Origin of the sequence: Paraburkholderia youngii (assembly GCF_013366925.1) — a bacterium.
Classification (GTDB): Bacteria; Pseudomonadota; Gammaproteobacteria; order Burkholderiales; family Burkholderiaceae; genus Paraburkholderia; species Paraburkholderia youngii.
In genome coordinates, this window is sequence record NZ_JAALDK010000001.1 from 5,825,860 (window position 1) to 5,840,640 (window position 14,781).

The 14,781-nt window shown below is 64.5% G+C and carries 18 protein-coding genes and 1 riboswitch; of the genes, 8 read left to right on the top strand and 10 right to left on the bottom strand.

Translation table 11 applies throughout. The features are described 5' to 3' along the window. Positions 1–23: 23 nt before the first annotated feature. Positions 24–1,379, bottom strand: a complete 1,356-nt coding sequence (locus tag G5S42_RS26530; RefSeq protein ID WP_176109456.1) for an MFS transporter — start codon at positions 1,377–1,379, stop codon at positions 24–26. A gap of 266 nt (positions 1,380–1,645) precedes the next feature. Here G5S42_RS26530 and G5S42_RS26535 point away from each other — a divergent pair, with 266 nt between their 5' ends. Beyond that, on the top strand, positions 1,646–2,479 hold the full coding sequence (locus G5S42_RS26535; RefSeq protein ID WP_176109457.1) for an EAL domain-containing protein: 834 nt from the start codon (positions 1,646–1,648) through the stop codon (positions 2,477–2,479). Positions 2,480–2,518: 39 nt separating this feature from the next. Here the strand turns inward: G5S42_RS26535 and G5S42_RS26540 are convergent, their stop codons facing one another. Continuing rightward, a complete protein-coding gene (locus G5S42_RS26540; protein WP_176109458.1) occupies positions 2,519–3,304 on the bottom strand; it encodes an IclR family transcriptional regulator in 786 nt (261 codons plus the stop codon). A 94-nt stretch (positions 3,305–3,398) separates the two neighbouring features. Here G5S42_RS26540 and G5S42_RS26545 point away from each other — a divergent pair, with 94 nt between their 5' ends. Beyond that, positions 3,399–4,589: an acyl-CoA dehydrogenase gene (locus G5S42_RS26545; protein ID WP_176109459.1), complete on the top strand. Its 1,191-nt coding sequence runs from the start codon at positions 3,399–3,401 to the stop codon at positions 4,587–4,589. 76 nt (positions 4,590–4,665) lie between these two features. On the opposite strand, the gene G5S42_RS26550 is transcribed toward G5S42_RS26545, so the two are convergent. Beyond that, entirely contained in the window at positions 4,666–5,304 is a 639-nt protein-coding gene (locus tag G5S42_RS26550; RefSeq protein WP_176109460.1) for a peroxiredoxin, read from the bottom strand. Between the two features lie 342 nt (positions 5,305–5,646). On the opposite strand from G5S42_RS26550, the gene G5S42_RS26555 reads away from it, so the two are divergent. The 3 genes from G5S42_RS26555 to G5S42_RS26565 all read left to right on the top strand — a co-directional run bounded on the left by G5S42_RS26555 (position 5,647) and on the right by G5S42_RS26565 (position 7,045). Next, positions 5,647–5,949 carry an ElaB/YgaM/YqjD family protein gene (locus G5S42_RS26555; protein ID WP_026227987.1) on the top strand — a complete coding sequence of 101 codons (303 nt, stop codon included), beginning with the start codon at positions 5,647–5,649 and terminating at the stop codon, positions 5,947–5,949. A 133-nt stretch (positions 5,950–6,082) separates the two neighbouring features. Further along, positions 6,083–6,472 (top strand): phage holin family protein, encoded by a 390-nt coding sequence (locus tag G5S42_RS26560; RefSeq protein ID WP_176109461.1) that lies wholly within the window; start codon positions 6,083–6,085, stop codon positions 6,470–6,472. A gap of 57 nt (positions 6,473–6,529) precedes the next feature. Next, complete coding sequence (locus G5S42_RS26565; protein ID WP_176109462.1) at positions 6,530–7,045, top strand: DUF3318 domain-containing protein; 516 nt, start codon at positions 6,530–6,532, stop codon at positions 7,043–7,045. 87 nt (positions 7,046–7,132) lie between these two features. On the opposite strand, the gene G5S42_RS26570 is transcribed toward G5S42_RS26565, so the two are convergent. The 7 genes from G5S42_RS26570 to glyA form a co-directional block, all read right to left on the bottom strand. Continuing rightward, the gene (locus G5S42_RS26570; RefSeq protein WP_176109463.1) at positions 7,133–7,564 is read right to left on the bottom strand and encodes a type IV pilin protein; all 432 of its coding nucleotides are present in this window, start codon (positions 7,562–7,564) and stop codon (positions 7,133–7,135) included. Positions 7,565–7,586: 22 nt separating this feature from the next. Next, positions 7,587–8,057, bottom strand: coding sequence for a pilus assembly PilX family protein (locus G5S42_RS26575; protein ID WP_176109464.1), 471 nt, complete (start codon positions 8,055–8,057; stop codon positions 7,587–7,589). A 128-nt stretch (positions 8,058–8,185) separates the two neighbouring features. After that, positions 8,186–8,992, bottom strand: coding sequence for a PilW family protein (locus G5S42_RS26580; protein ID WP_176109465.1), 807 nt, complete (start codon positions 8,990–8,992; stop codon positions 8,186–8,188). Further along, the gene (locus tag G5S42_RS26585) at positions 8,989–9,438 is read right to left on the bottom strand and encodes a type IV pilus modification PilV family protein (protein WP_176109466.1); all 450 of its coding nucleotides are present in this window, start codon (positions 9,436–9,438) and stop codon (positions 8,989–8,991) included. The genes G5S42_RS26580 and G5S42_RS26585 overlap by 4 nt, the downstream gene beginning before the upstream one ends. Further along, positions 9,435–10,001 (bottom strand): GspH/FimT family pseudopilin, encoded by a 567-nt coding sequence (locus G5S42_RS26590; protein ID WP_176109467.1) that lies wholly within the window; start codon positions 9,999–10,001, stop codon positions 9,435–9,437. Before G5S42_RS26590 ends, G5S42_RS26585 begins: the two co-directional genes overlap by 4 nt. Before the next feature lie 213 nt (positions 10,002–10,214). Further along, positions 10,215–10,697 carry a transcriptional regulator NrdR gene (nrdR, locus tag G5S42_RS26595; protein WP_008919734.1) on the bottom strand — a complete coding sequence of 161 codons (483 nt, stop codon included), beginning with the start codon at positions 10,695–10,697 and terminating at the stop codon, positions 10,215–10,217. Positions 10,698–10,703: 6 nt separating this feature from the next. Then, complete coding sequence (glyA, locus tag G5S42_RS26600) at positions 10,704–11,951, bottom strand: serine hydroxymethyltransferase (protein ID WP_176109468.1); 1,248 nt, start codon at positions 11,949–11,951, stop codon at positions 10,704–10,706. Between the two features lie 178 nt (positions 11,952–12,129). After that, a riboswitch (ZMP/ZTP riboswitch) is annotated at positions 12,130–12,256 on the bottom strand. Positions 12,257–12,503: 247 nt separating this feature from the next. Between glyA and ydfG the strand changes: the two genes are divergently transcribed. The 3 genes from ydfG (at position 12,504) to tolQ (ending at position 14,780) form a co-directional block, all read left to right on the top strand. Beyond that, positions 12,504–13,250, top strand: coding sequence for a bifunctional NADP-dependent 3-hydroxy acid dehydrogenase/3-hydroxypropionate dehydrogenase YdfG (ydfG, locus tag G5S42_RS26605; protein WP_176109469.1), 747 nt, complete (start codon positions 12,504–12,506; stop codon positions 13,248–13,250). A gap of 200 nt (positions 13,251–13,450) precedes the next feature. Then, positions 13,451–13,915, top strand: coding sequence for a tol-pal system-associated acyl-CoA thioesterase (gene ybgC / locus G5S42_RS26610; RefSeq protein ID WP_176110647.1), 465 nt, complete (start codon positions 13,451–13,453; stop codon positions 13,913–13,915). Between the two features lie 187 nt (positions 13,916–14,102). Beyond that, complete coding sequence (gene tolQ, locus G5S42_RS26615; protein WP_176109470.1) at positions 14,103–14,780, top strand: protein TolQ; 678 nt, start codon at positions 14,103–14,105, stop codon at positions 14,778–14,780. Position 14,781: the final 1 nt, after the last annotated feature.

Consider the following 14,781-nt stretch of genomic DNA (forward strand, 5'->3'; position numbering starts at 1 on the left):
CTACGTGATCTTTGCAGTCAGGCTCAGGCGGGCTCCGCTTCGGACGCGCGCCCGGGTTGCCGCGTTGCGCCCGCGAGCACGACCACCAGCAGCGCCGAGCACAGCACCGGCACCGCCGCCGCATGAAACAGCGCGGCATTCGACCAGTTCAGCGCGATCAGCTGTCCGCCGACGAGCGGCCCGATCACCGAACCGATCCGGCCGATGCCGAGACTCCAGCCGATGCCGGTCGAGCGCAGCGCGGTCGGATAGAAATGCCCGGCGAGCGCATTGACCGCCGGCTGTCCGCCGACCACGCAAAAGCCGCCCGCGAACACGACGACGAGCAGCCACGGCAGCAGATGCGCGACCGCGCCGATCGTGCCGACCGCGACCGTGGCAACCGCGAAGCACGCGAACAGCACGCGCACGAAACCCATGCGCTCGATGAACCAGCCGAGCAGCAGCGTGCCGATCACGCCACCCGTCTGCAGCACCGTGCCGACGATCACCGCCGTGCCCGGCGTGTAGCCGGCTTCGCGCATCACGGTGGGCAGCCAGTTGGACAGGAAGTACAGCACGATCAGGTTCATGAAGCTGATCGCCCACAGGATCAGCGTGACCGGACCGCGTCCCGCGCGGAACAGCTCCGCGACCGGCGCGCCGTCGTTGCGCTTTTCGCTGACGACGAGGCGCGTGTTCGCGTTGATCGGCAAGGCCGGGTCGAACTTCGCCAGCCAGCTCGCTGCGCGCGCACTGCGCCCTTTCAGCACCAGAAACTGCAGCGACTCCGGCAGCGTCGCCAGCATCGCGAACGCGAGCAGCAACGGCACCGCGCCGCCGACCCAGAACACCGCGCGCCAGCCGTAGGCCGGAATCAGCGCGGCGCTGACGAAGCCGCCGAGCGCCGCGCCGAGCGTGAAGCCGCACGACACCAACATCATGCGCTTGACCCGATGCGCGGGCGTCGAGAATTCGCCGACCAGCGCCATCGCGTTCGGCATGATGCAGCCGAGCCCGAGACCGGTGATGAAGCGCAGCGTGATCAGCGCGGGAATCGTCGCGACGAACGGCGTGGCGAGCATCGACAGCGAGAAGAAGAACGTCGCGCCGATCAGCACCGGCCGGCGGCCGATGTGGTCGGCCAGTACCGACAGCCCGAGCGCGCCCAGCAGCATGCCGAACAGGCTCGCGCTAAAGACGGGGCCGAGCGCGGTTTTCGCGACATGCCATTCGGCGATCACGCTGGGCGCGACATAGCCCATCGCTTGCGCGTCGAAGCCGTCGATCAGCAGACACAGCCCGCACAGCGCGAGCAGCATCGCCTGAAAAGTCGGGCGATGCGTTTCGGCAAGCACGCGCTCGACTTCGATCACATTGGCGGCGGGTTGGTCACTCATTGGGGCCTCCCTCGAATTGGGCGGAATCAGGTTTTACGAATAGTAAAACGAATTACGAATAGTGAAACTAACGTATACCCCTGGAAACGTGCGTGCCAACCTCGTGATTGCGCGCTGAGCCCCGGCCAATAAGCGTTAGGCCAATAACGTTATGAGCATTTTGTTAATCTGCGCAGGGCGCGTACTGCTACCATCAATGGATGCGGCCATCGCGTCGCGCAGCCACGCGCCCGGTGCGCGTTCATCGTCGCCTTTCATTCGCCTTCATGATTTCGCCGACCATCCCCGATCTGATCGCCCGCGCCGCTCATCACCCGTTTCTCGGCGAGCATCTGGCCATGGGACAAGGCGCGCACGCCGGCATTGCGCTCGCGCATTTCGACGGCATCGAGCTCACGAGCGCCTACGAGCCGATCTTCGACATCAGCGTGCATGGGCTCGCGCAGTCGCTGTCATGCGGCGCGGAAGGGGTCGACCGCTTCGGTGACGAGCTCGGCTTTCAGGCGGTCACGCACCGGCTCGGCGCACCGCCGTTCGACGTGTTCGATCCGTTCGACAACATCGCCGACGATCAGCAGCTGGTCGCGCTGGATCGTATGTCGCGCGCGCTGCACGCAATCAACTTCTTCGGGCCGCAGCGGCATGGGCTGCTGTTTCTACGCGTGCACGAGAGGCTGTTGAAGAGCGTGAAGTACGACCACGGCCGGCATTTTTCGAGCGTGCTGACGTCGTTCAATTTGAGTCCGACGCGCATCGTCATCGAGCTGCCGGCGGCGGCGGTCGCGCACAAGACGTTTCTGGGCTATCTGACGCGCAGCTATCAGCACTACGGCTTCAAGGTGGCGGGCAATCTGTCGAACGCGGGGCAGATCCTGTCGGTATCGGAAACCGCACGGCTCGATTTCATCAAGATGGATGCGGCGGCCGCGTTGCGCGATGCGACCGTGAAGCCGCTCGTCGGCTACGCAGGCCGGCTGCGGGTGCCGCTGATTTTCAATCGCGTGATGGACGAGACGCAGTTCTCCGCGCTACAGCAGTACGACGTGCGGTTCGTGCAAGGGCCATTGTTCAACGCGCATTATCACGATCGCGCGGCGTGACACGGCGGGGCCGGTTGACCCGGGCGCCCCGGCCATCCCTCAGCCCGGCTCCCCTAGCCGCGCCGCGAGCGCCTTCAGGCGCGGCGCGACGTTCTCGCGAAACACTTCCTCCCCCATCGATGATGCCGGCCCGCTGCAGCTGAGCACGAGCCAGCGGTTTTCGCGCGGCTCGCGAAACGGCACCGCGACCGCGTTCACGTCGTCATGCCACGCGCGAAACGAGTAGCAGCAGCGCTCCGTCGCGAACGCGGCGATCTCCTGTTCGGCTTCGGCGACCAGCATCGCCCCTGCCCTGCCTGCCGCTTTTTTCAGTTCCGCGAGTAACGCGGTACGCGCGTCGAGCGGCTGCACGGCGAGATACGCGCGGCCCATCGAACTCGTCAGCATCGACAGTTTCGAGCCGGATGCGAGGCCGAGCGTCAACGCGGTCTCGCTGCGAATCGTCTCCAGATACACCATGTCGAGCCCATCCCGGCACCCGAGCGAAACCGCCGCGCCGACCTCGCGCGCGAGGCTGCGCAGGTGCGGGCGCGCGAGTTCGAGCATGTCGCTGCCCGATAGCAGCGCGAAGCCGAGCGACAGCACGCCCGCGTCGAGCGCATATTTGCCGTGTCTTTCGTCGAGCCGCAGATAGCCGAGCACGGTCAGCGTGTAGGCGAGCCGGTTCACGGTTGCCTTCGGCAAACCCGTGCGTTCGACGAAATCGCGATTGCCGAGCATCGTGTCGCCCGGCCGGAACGCGCGCAACAGGTCCAGCCCGCGGGCAAGGGCGACGACGAATTTGCGTTCGTCGAGCGGAGCGGAGAAAGTGGATGGCAGCGTCATAGGGTGCTACACTCGGGCGTCGTTTGCAAAACATTGTTTCGCAACGCGGAACTCAAGTCAAGCTTGTTCTGAGCGTGAAATCAGGAGATACGTCATGGCCGTAGCCGCGCAGTTTCACTGGGAAGATCCGTTGCTGCTGGATCAGCAGTTGACCGAAGACGAACGCATGGTGCGCGACGCCGCCGCGGCCTACTCGCAGGACAAGCTGCTGCCGCGCGTGCTCGAAGCGTTCCGCCATGAAAAGACCGATGTCGGGATCTTTCGCGAAATGGGCGAACTCGGCCTGCTCGGCCCGACGATTCCCGAACAGTACGGCGGCCCCGGTCTGAACTATGTCGCGTACGGGCTGATCGCGCGTGAAGTCGAACGTGTCGACTCCGGCTATCGCTCGATGATGTCGGTGCAGTCGTCGCTGGTGATGGTGCCGATTTACGAGTTCGGCTCGGACGCGCAGAAGGAAAAATATCTGCCGAAGCTCGCGCGCGGCGAGTGGATCGGCTGCTTCGGCCTGACCGAGCCGAACCACGGCTCCGATCCGGGCAGCATGGTCACGCGCGCGAAGAAGGTCAATGGCGGTTATTCGCTGTCGGGCTCGAAGATGTGGATCACCAATTCGCCGATCGCCGACGTGTTCGTCGTGTGGGCGAAGCTCGAGGAAAACGGCAAGGACCACATCCGCGGCTTTATTCTCGAGAAGGGCTGGAAGGGTCTGTCGGCGCCGGCGATCCACGGCAAGATCGGGCTGCGCGCGTCGATCACCGGTGAAATCGTGCTCGACGATGTGTTCGTGCCGGAAGAGAACATCATGCCGGGCGTCAGCGGCCTGCGCGGTCCGTTCACATGTCTGAACTCGGCGCGCTACGGCATCGCCTGGGGCGCGCTCGGCGCGGCGGAAGCATGCTGGCACATCGCGCGGCAGTACGTGCTCGATCGCACGCAGTTCGGCCGGCCGCTTGCCGCGAACCAGTTGATCCAGAAGAAGCTCGCCGATATGCAGACCGAAATCACGCTCGGGCTGCAAGGCGTGCTGCGCCTCGGCCGCATGAAGGACGAAGGCACGGCCGCCACCGAAATCACGTCGATCATGAAGCGCAATTCGTGCGGCAAAGCGCTCGACATCGCCCGCCTCGCGCGCGACATGCTCGGTGGCAACGGTATTTCGGACGAGTTCGGCGTCGCCCGCCATCTGGTGAACCTCGAGGTCGTCAACACCTACGAAGGCACCCACGACGTTCATGCGCTGATCCTCGGCCGTGCGCAGACGGGTATTCAGGCGTTCTTCTGATGCCGATGCTGGCGTTCCGATGGTGCAAAAAAAGCCGGTTCATTCGAACCGGCTTTTCTGTTTGATGCCGCGCAGCTTACTGGTTCGGCTGCGGCGTCATGCGCAGGTACGGACGCAGTGCCTTGTAGCCCTTCGGGAATTTCTGCTTGATCACTTCTTCGTCCTTCAGCGACGGCACGATCACGACGTCATCGCCCTGCTTCCAGTTGCCCGGCGTCGCGACCGAGTGACTGTCGGTCAGTTGCAGCGAATCGATCACGCGCAGCACTTCGTCGAAGTTGCGGCCGGTACTCGCCGGATACGTGATGATCAAACGCACCTTCTTATTCGGATCGATGACGAACAGCGAACGCACGGTGAACGTTTCGTTCGCGTTCGGATGAATCATGTCGTAAAGCTGGGAGACCTTGCGATCGCCGTCCGCGAGAATCGGAAAACCGACGTTGGCGGCCTGCGTCTCGTTGATGTCCTTGATCCACTCCTTGTGCGACTCCGCGCTGTCTACCGACAACGCGATCGTCTTCACGTTGCGCTTTTCGAACTCGCTTGCAAGCTTCGCGGTCAGGCCCAGCTCGGTCGTGCAGACCGGCGTGAAGTCGGCAGGATGCGAGAACAGCACGCCCCAGCTATTGCCGAGCCAGTCGTGAAAACTGATACGGCCAATGCTCGACTCCTGTTCGAAATCCGGCGCAATGTCGCCAAGACGTAGACTCATAGTGCATCTCCTGTAGGTATTCGGAACGTATCCAGATATGGTCGCGGGCGTGTGCCCGCGACGGCCCGTCACGATAAAGCATAAGGCCGCGGTGGTACATGGCGAACCAAGATCGCGTCAGTACTTTATGCGTTTTTGTAATTTTCTCCGGTTTGATGGAAACTTTGCGGGACAGATCAACTCAATCCGATACCGGTCTGGAGCAAAGTGCCCTCAACCTGGTGTCGCCACGCGCTGCCGGGAACGGATCGTGCGTCGGTGGCCGGCAACCGGCACTAGGCTCGCCAGCGACCGTTTCTTTGGTTACGATTTACGCGTAGCGTGAGACAAAGGGAGCTGTCAATGTCGGAAGTCAACAAGGAGAGATTGATGTCGGATATCAAAACCGTCCTCGCGGACGCTGAAGACCTGCTGAAACAGGCCGCGAGCGCTACCGGCGAACGCGCGTCCGAACTGCGCGAGACCGCGCTGACGCGCCTGAAGCAGGCGAAAGAAAAAGCAGCCGACGTTCAGGTCGTGGTCGTCGAAAAAGGGAAGAAGGCTGCCCGCGCTACCGACGACTACGTGCACGAACATCCGTGGGCGTCCATCGGTATCGCCGCCGGCATCGGCATGGTGGTCGGTCTGCTGATCAATCGCAAGTAAAGGCCGATGAATCCGCCGGAGCAGGCATGTCCGGCGCACCGGCGATACGGGCGGACCGGCGCGAGCCTCGCCGGTCCCCTTCTGCTGGCGCGCGTGCGCGCTGGCCAGGCCCTCACGCGCAACGCCCACAGCCATGACGACCGAAACACACTCGCAGCGCGCAGAACACAGCCCGTTGCGCCGTATTCTCAGTTCCGTGTTTGCGATTCTGCAGACGCGGCTCGAACTGGTGGGCATCGAACTCGCCGAGGAAAAAGACCGCCTGCTCGGCGTGCTGTTTCTCGGCCTTGCCGCGATGATGCTCGCCACGATGGCCTTGATCGCGTTGACCGCACTCGTCGCCATTGCCTTCTGGGACACCTACCGATGGCAGGCGCTTGCCGGCATCACCGCGGTCTACGCGATTGCTGGGCTCGCCTGTGCGCTGAAGGCGCGCAGCGGTTTGCGCAATGCGCCGCTGGTATTCGAAGCGACCCTCGCCGAGTTCGAAAAGGATCGCGAAGCGTTTCGCAGCCGCGACTGATGGGCAAGTTTGTCTGCATCCGATCCATCGCCTCACCTCCACTCCCGCCGACACGCCATGAGCCCATCCCGTCCCGATACAGCCTTTCGTAACAAGCGCCATCCGTCGAAGGATCTGAGCGCCCCGCATCTGCGGGCGCTGCGCAAGGAATTGCTGCTCGTGCGCGCGGATGTCGAACGCGTCGAGCTCGCGCAGGCCGCCTTCGAACTGCGCCGGGCCGTCACGCATTTCAGCTGGCTCAAGTTCGTGATCCCCGGCTTCGGCGGCTTGCGCGTCGGCAAAGGGCCGAAGGCGAGCGTGCTCAACGCGGGCACGATCGGCGCATTGCTCAAGCAGTACCCGTTGATCAGCTCGATCGTTTCGCTGTTGCTCGCCAAACCGCTGCGCGCGACGGTCATCAGGAGCGCGAGGCCCGCGCTCAAGTGGGGCGGCCTTGCGCTCGGCGCGTGGGAAGCGGTCCGGGTCTGGCAACAGATGAATAACGAGTCGGCGGCGGCGCGGGCGGCCGCGGCGGCTTCCGCTACGGCGCAGTCGGCGGCAGAGCAGGCCGATTCGACGAGAAGCGGCTATTGAGGTCCTGGCCGCTGCGAGTGGCTGCGATCTGCGAACTCTCGGATGTCTCGCTCGCAAGGCTGCGCGCGTCGGTTTTCAATTCACCCGCTAACCCGTATTCCAGCATTCGCTGCTCGTGGGCGCCGCGCCGCTCGTGTCATTTCTATTGCCTCGCTGACCTGTCGCGTCCAGCGTGAACGCGCCGCACGGGTCATCGCGCATCGGGCCCGCTTCCGCTGGAACCGCTTCGATCGAATAGCCGCCGTTCGTATCGTCCGCGGGCAGCACGCGCACGCGATACACCGGCGCGCCGAACTGCGGCGCCTGATCGATGCCCGGTGGCAAGGCCGGCACGCCATCGCTCGCCGCGGCCTCGACGAATTGCGCAGCCCGATATAACGCCGACGCCGCGTCGATGCGATGGGTGCGCGCGATGTGGCTTCGATACGAAGGGATCGCAAACGCGGCGAGCGTGGCGGCAATCGCGAGCGCGATCACGAGTTCGAGCAGCGTGAATGCGGATGTGTTCGGCCTTTTCATACGTGTCCAGTCGGTGCGTTCCTCAAAATGGTCTCGCGGCAATGCGCCGCCAATGACGCTCGATCGTGCCATCCTCGGTCACCAGTTCCATCTGCAACCAGACCTGTGACTCGCCGCTCTGCCCGAAGCCGCGCGCGGTGAGCAGATAAGCGCTCGCGTTGGGTCGAGTCGAGAGACGCCAAGGCTCGATCAGGCATTGCGGCGCACGCGATGATCCCGGCCATTGCGGCACAGGCGTGATGGCGCCTGCGTCGAACGCGGCCACAAGCCTCCATTGAGCCGGCTCACCGGATGTTAGCGGCCCATTGGGCGCGTCGCCAGGTGCCGATTGCACGTTGCGCGCGCACAAGCTCAGCGCCGAGTCGGCCGCATGGAAAGCTTGCAGATAGTCGCGCGCATTGGTCGCCGCGCGAGCGGCTGCGAGCGATGTTTCGAACCAGATCGCGGACGTGGCGAGCATCATGGCCGAGATCAACAGCACGATAGCTAGCACGACACCGCGTTGATGTGCGCGTCGGACACCGTCCCGACAACTTCGCCTAACTAAGCGTTTCGCTTTTGCACTTGCCCCGCCGCATATGTCGTACGCGCGACAGCGTTGCGTTGCTGAGTCACGGTTTATCACGACGACACCTCCGCGCGATTGCGCAGCGCCACTCTGCGCGAAAACGCCTGTCGAGGCCGCAAGTCGCTGCCGAGCGTACTCACGCCATCGCAATCGACGTACTTCGAGCGCCGTCCTTGCGGCGCGCCGCGCACCAGCACGCTGACATCCACCGCGACGACGTTCGTCCATTGATCCGCCGCGACGGCCGACGCATTCACAGCATTGGCCGCCCCGCCCAGCCAGTAGCGCAACCGCACGCGCTCGACGCCTTCGACCAGCGGCTGCGCGGACCCGGCATTGCCGCTGCCGACGCAGTAAAGCTCCGGCTCGCCGGTCGAGCCGCTGACGTTGGCGAAGTATCGATTGACCACCGGCGCGCCCTGATCGCCAAGGACTGCATCGCTGCTCTTGACGGCCTGGCCGACACAGTCGGTGACCTGCCCGCTCGACGATGGCCACGTCGATACGACGTCTGCGACGTAACGGACCGCGACGCCATCGGAGCCTGTACTCAACGTGGTGCAAGCGAGGTTGTCGTCGGCGCCGGTCGGGCGACCGCCCGAGCAGCCGAACAGCGCAGGCGCCGCGTTATAGCCAACGACGTCGGCAGGGACGAAGCCGGCCATCTGCAATTGCTGGCCGATCAGCATCAGCGCGGTCAAGCCGGCTTCGCGAATCCGGGTCGCGTTGCTCGCCTGCACGAACGCGTTGCGCTGCGCCGTGTAAAGAGACACGGCGCCCGCGGTCACGATCAGCCCAAGCGCCATCGCGATCAGGAATTCGACCAGCGTGTGACCGCGTGGGCAATGCGGCCGCTTCATTTCGCGAACGCCAACGCGACACACGACGATCCGGCCGGTGCATCGACGTCGCCGCAAGGCTCCGCCGGCGGCCCGATCCCATCGCCCGCAATGGGCCGGTCTCGCACGGACGCCCACGTCACCCGCGCCGACGCGACCACGCCGCTCTCGCCGATCGATGCGTCGCCTTGCGGCAGCAGAACATTCGCCCACCCGCTCGATTGATCGAGTGCGGCATTGCCCACGGAAGGCGTGCGCGTCGCTTCGGCGATCGAGTCGGCTATCCACGTGGCGCTCTCGCGCAGCGACATTGCGTGCGCTTCACGTGCGGTCCACACCTGCGCCGCGATCAACCCCAGCGCGCTTACCGCGACCAACGCGACGGCCAGCATCACCTCGATCAACGAACTGCCGCCAGATGCCGACGCTTGCGCACGCACACCAGTACTGAATGCGGGCCATCTCATGACGTCGCTCCACACGCGCCCTCCGAGATCCGCGCGCGACCTCCTGCCGCGACACTGATGCAGCGCCGCCACGGGTTTCCCTGCATCGACTTCGATGGGCTGCGCGGCGCGATATCGAAACTTCGAAACGCGCCGATCAGTTGCCCTGCGGGCGGCGTGAACGTCATATCCGTCTGCACGCCGGCGATGCTCACCGCCGCGAGCGCCGGCTGCGCGCGCAACAACGCCGGCTTGCCGCCGCGTTCGGCGAATACGGCCCAACCACAGGCCCAGTCGGCGACGCCGTCGGCGCAGGGTTGGCCCGACGCAAGACAGACGCGCGCGGCATCGACGCGACACACCGTGATGCGCGCGCCGCGCCGCAGCGCCTCGCTGCGCGCATACGCGAAGGTGGACAGCAGCGCCTTCGAGCGCGAGTCGACCTGATCTCGCATATGCCATGCGGCGAACGACGGCATCGCCATCACCGCCATCAGCATCACCAGTGCTATCACCGCCAGCGTCTCGACGAGCGTGAAACCGGCGCGCGATGGCCGGCGAGTTCCCTTGATTTTCATCTGCATCCCTGAGCGTTTCGAACGGATGCAGCCAATCTAGCGATTTGCGAGCGCGCCGACCATCGTCCGAATGGCCAGGTGGCATTCAGACGTTAGCGCACGCAACAATGCACGTGACGATCGATCACGGAGGCGGGAGAAGCGATGCGTGAAGAAAAGCGCGAAATGCGCGAGGCGATGGATGCGAATGACCGCAGCTCAGCTGCGGCACACGTGCGCTCAGCGCTTGCGGGAAGGTTTGGGCGGGGAAGAGGCGCGGCGAAATTCCTCGATCACGTCCTCGAATTCGGAGACGTCTTCGAAGCGCCGGTATACGGAGGCGAAGCGGACGTAAGCGATCGTGTCGAGCGCGCGCAACTCGTTCATCACGAGTTCGCCGAGGCGCTCGCTACGCACCTCGCGCTCGCCGCTGCCGAGCAGCTGATACTCGATGCGGGCGACCGCCGCTTCAATCGCGTCCACCGCAACTGGCCGCTTGCGCAGCGCCAGTTGCATGCTCGCGACGATCTTGCGGCGATCGAATTCCGTGCGCGTGCCGTCCTTCTTGACGACCGACGGCAACGCCAGCTCGACCCGCTCATACGTCGTGAAACGCTTGTCGCAGGCCGGGCAGCGGCGGCGCCGGCGAATCGTCGCGCCGTCTTCGGATACGCGCGAGTCGACGACCTGCGTATCGGCGTGGCGGCAGAAGGGGCAATGCATGACGGCTTAGCCGTAAACCGGGAAGCGCTGGGTCAGCTCCGCGACTTGCGCGCGCACGCGCTCGATCGTCGCGGCGTCTTCCGGGTTGTCCAGCACGTCGGCGATCAGGTTGCCGACCTGCTCGGCTTCCTTCACGCCGAAGCCGCGCGTGGTCATCGCCGGCGAACCCACGCGGATACCCGAGGTCACGAACGGCTTTTCCGGATCGTTCGGGATCGCGTTCTTGTTGACCGTGATGTGCGCCGCGCCGAGTGCCGCTTCCGCAGCCTTGCCGGTAATCTTCTTCGCACGCAGGTCGACCAGCATCACGTGGCTTTCCGTGCGACCCGACACGATGCGCAGACCGCGCTTGACCAGCGTTTCAGCGAGCACACGGGCGTTCTCGACGACCTGCTGCTGATACGCCTTGAATTCCGGCGACTGTGCTTCCTTGAACGCGACGGCCTTCGCGGCGATCACGTGCATCAGCGGACCGCCCTGGATGCCCGGGAAAATTGCCGAGTTGATCTGCTTCTCGAACTCGGCCTTCATCAGGATCACGCCGCCGCGCGGGCCGCGCAGGCTCTTGTGCGTGGTGGTGGTGACGAAATCGGCGTGCGGCACCGGGTTCGGATAGACGCCCGCGGCAATCAGACCGGCGTAGTGCGCCATGTCGACCATGAAGTAGGCGCCAACCGACTTCGCGATCTTCGACATGCGTTCGAAATCGATGCGCAGCGCGAATGCGGATGCGCCCGCCACGATCAGCTTCGGCTTGTGTTCCTGGGCGAGCTTTTCAGCGGCGTCGTAGTCGATGTCTTCGGCTTCATTCAGGCCGTAGCTGACCACGTTGAACCACTTGCCCGACATGTTGACCGGCGAGCCGTGCGTGAGGTGGCCGCCGTGGGCGAGGCTCATGCCCATGATCGTGTCGCCCGGCTTGAGCATTGCGAAGAACACGCCCTGGTTGGCCTGCGAGCCCGAGTTCGGCTGCACGTTCGCGGCTTCGGCGCCGAACAGCTGCTTCACGCGGTCGATCGCCAGCTGCTCGGCGACGTCGACGTATTCGCAGCCGCCGTAGTAGCGCTTGCCCGGATACCCTTCGGCGTACTTGTTGGTGAGTTGCGAGCCTTGCGCGGCCATCACGGCCGGGCTCGTGTAGTTTTCCGACGCGATCAGTTCGATGTGCTCTTCCTGACGGCGGTTTTCCTGCTCGATGACCTTCCAGAGTTCAGGATCGACGTTGGCGATGGTGCTTTGGGCTCTGTCAAACATACGGGTTCCGTTGAGTGTTTTCAGGTTGACCGGATCGTGCGCCGAATCCTGCGTAGAGGGTACACAGCGGGGTACGCAGCGCTGTGGGCGGCGAGGCTTGCCCTGACTTGGCGAGTGGAGAGTCGCCGCATACGCGAGGCAGGCCAGCCACCGTCAGCGCAGATTAATGCGCGCGGTTCACGGCTGCCCAGGCGAACGGCAAAACGGCACCCTGCGCTTCACGGTGGGTTGTTCCACCTTGAACCCGATTGGTTGAATCGGCTGAGTCGGACGACTCGGTTCTATCGCCAGTCACGCAGGGTCGAGCGCGTTAGTGTATTGGAAGAGGCCCGAATAGGCAACCGACTTGCGGGCGCTCCGGCGGCTGCTGGCGGGCCCTGCGGACGGTCTGGCGACCCCGCTGCGCAACCATCTGACGAAAGCACCCCGACCGCGCCGCGCACCCGTTGCGCGCCGCCGCGGCAGCCGCCGATCCGGCTCGTGCATCCTTGCCGCAGCGCGGCATTGGAAGTAGGCTTGGGGCCTTTGTCTCTTACCGACCAGGGAACTGCAATGATCGTGTTTGTCACAGGAGCGTCGGCCGGCTTCGGCGCTGCCATCGCCCGCTCGTTCGTCAAGGGCGGCCATCGTGTCGTCGCCACTGCTCGCCGCAAGGACCGTCTCCAGGCACTCGCCGACGAACTCGGCGCCGCGCTGCTGCCGTACGAGCTCGACGTGCGCGACCGCGCCGCCGTCGAAGCCGTGCCGGCCTCGTTGCCGGCCGACTTCGCCGCAATCGACGTGCTCGTCAACAACGCCGGCCTCGCCCTCGGCACCGAGCCGGCGCACAAGGCGAGCCTCGACGAATGGAACACCATGATCGAGACCAATTGCACGGGCCTCGTGCAGGTCACGCATGCGCTGCTGCCCGGCATGGTCGAGCGCAATCGCGGACATATCTTCAATCTTGGTTCGGTGGCGGGCCGCTGGCCGTACGCAGGCGGCAACGTGTATGGCGCGACCAAGGCGTTCGTGCGCCAGTTCAGCCTGAACCTGCGCGCCGACCTCGCCGGCACCGCGCTGCGCGTGACCGACATCGAGCCGGGTCTGTGCGGGGGCACCGAATTCTCGAACGTGCGCTATCGCGGCGACGACGACAAGGCCGCCAAGGTCTACGAAAACGTGCAGCCGCTGACGGCCGAAGACATCGCCGATTCAATCTACTGGATCGCCACGCGCCCGGCTCACGTCAACATCAACACGATCGAGCTGATGCCGGTCGCACAGTCGTTTGCGGGTCTGTCCGTGCATCGCGGCTGAGTTTGAAGGCGGGCGGCGACAGCCGCCCCTTCCATTGGTCGCGCCGCCGCCCGTCACCGTGCTGGCTTTTTCTCGCGGCGCGCCAATATCCCGCTCCCCCAGTCCCGGCGCGGCCGGCAAAGCCGGCCACCATCGCCGCCGACACCCGCCACCCGCAACTCACACTTCGAAACAGACCCCGGAGTTTGCGTTCCGGTAGAATGCGCCGCATGAATATGTCGACCAGCCAGCCAGGCACGGAAATCGGCTACACGTGGTCCATCCGCGTGTATTACGAAGATACCGACGCCGGCGGCATCGTGTTTTACGCCAATTATCTGAAATTTTTCGAACGGGCTCGCACCGAATGGCTGCGCGCGTGCGGCGTCGACCAGCATCGGCTTGCGGAAGAAAACGACGCGATTTTCATCGTGCGCAGTACCGCGGTCGATTACCGGACTCCGGCCCGGCTCGACGATCTCGTGAAAATTATCAGCCGGATCGAGCGTCTTGGCCGAGCTTCGGTAGACTTCGTGCAGGAAGCCTGGCGCGAAGGCACGTTGCTTGCCAGCGGGTCGGTCCGGGTTGGCTGTGTGGACCGCACGACGCTGCGGCCAGCCGCGATCCCGCCTTCGGTTCTTGCCGCGCTGCGGCACGGACCGGGCGTCGGCGAGAGCGCGGACTGAACCACGGCGGCATGTCAACGGACGATACCTGAGCCTCGTTGTTACGGGGCCAGTGAACTCATACCGGTCAGGTTGCACAAAGCATGGTTCGGCTTCGATATCGCCGAAGCTTCCGTTTTGCCCACGGCAAGCTTGAAGCGGCTTTGCAGCCGGACGCCCCCTTCCCGGGACGTTAAAACGAACCTTTATGAACACTACACAAGATCTGTCGATCGTTTCACTCGTACTCAACGCGAGCCTGCTGGCCCAGGCCGTCATGGCTCTGCTGCTGTTGCTGTCGCTACTCTCCTGGACTTTCATCTTCCGCAAGTGGTTTGCGATTCGCCGGGCGCGCGCGCAAACTGAACGCTTCGAGCGTGATTTCTGGTCGGGCGGCGACCTGCAGGCGCTGTATCAGAGCGCCGCGAACAACCGCCACAGGATCGGCGCGCTCGAGCGGATTTTCGAGTCCGGCATGCGCGAATTCCTGAAAGGCAAAGAGAAACGCCTGAACGATGCCGGCGCAATTCTCGACGGCGCCCGGCGCGCGATGCGCGCATCGTTCCAGCGCGAAATGGACGTGCTCGAAGCGAACCTCGCGTTTCTCGCCTCGGTCGGTTCGGTCAGCCCGTATATCGGTCTGTTCGGCACGGTGTGGGGGATCATGAATGCGTTCCGCGGCCTCGCCAACGTGCAGCAGGCCACGCTCGCGAACGTCGCGCCGGGCATCGCCGAGGCGCTGACCGCCACCGCGATCGGCCTTTTCGCGGCGATTCCGGCAGTGGTCGCCTACAACCGCTACGCGCACGACATCGACCGTCTGGCGATCCGTTTCGAAACCTTCATCGAAGAGTTCTCGAACATCCTGCAGCGTCAGGCACACTAAG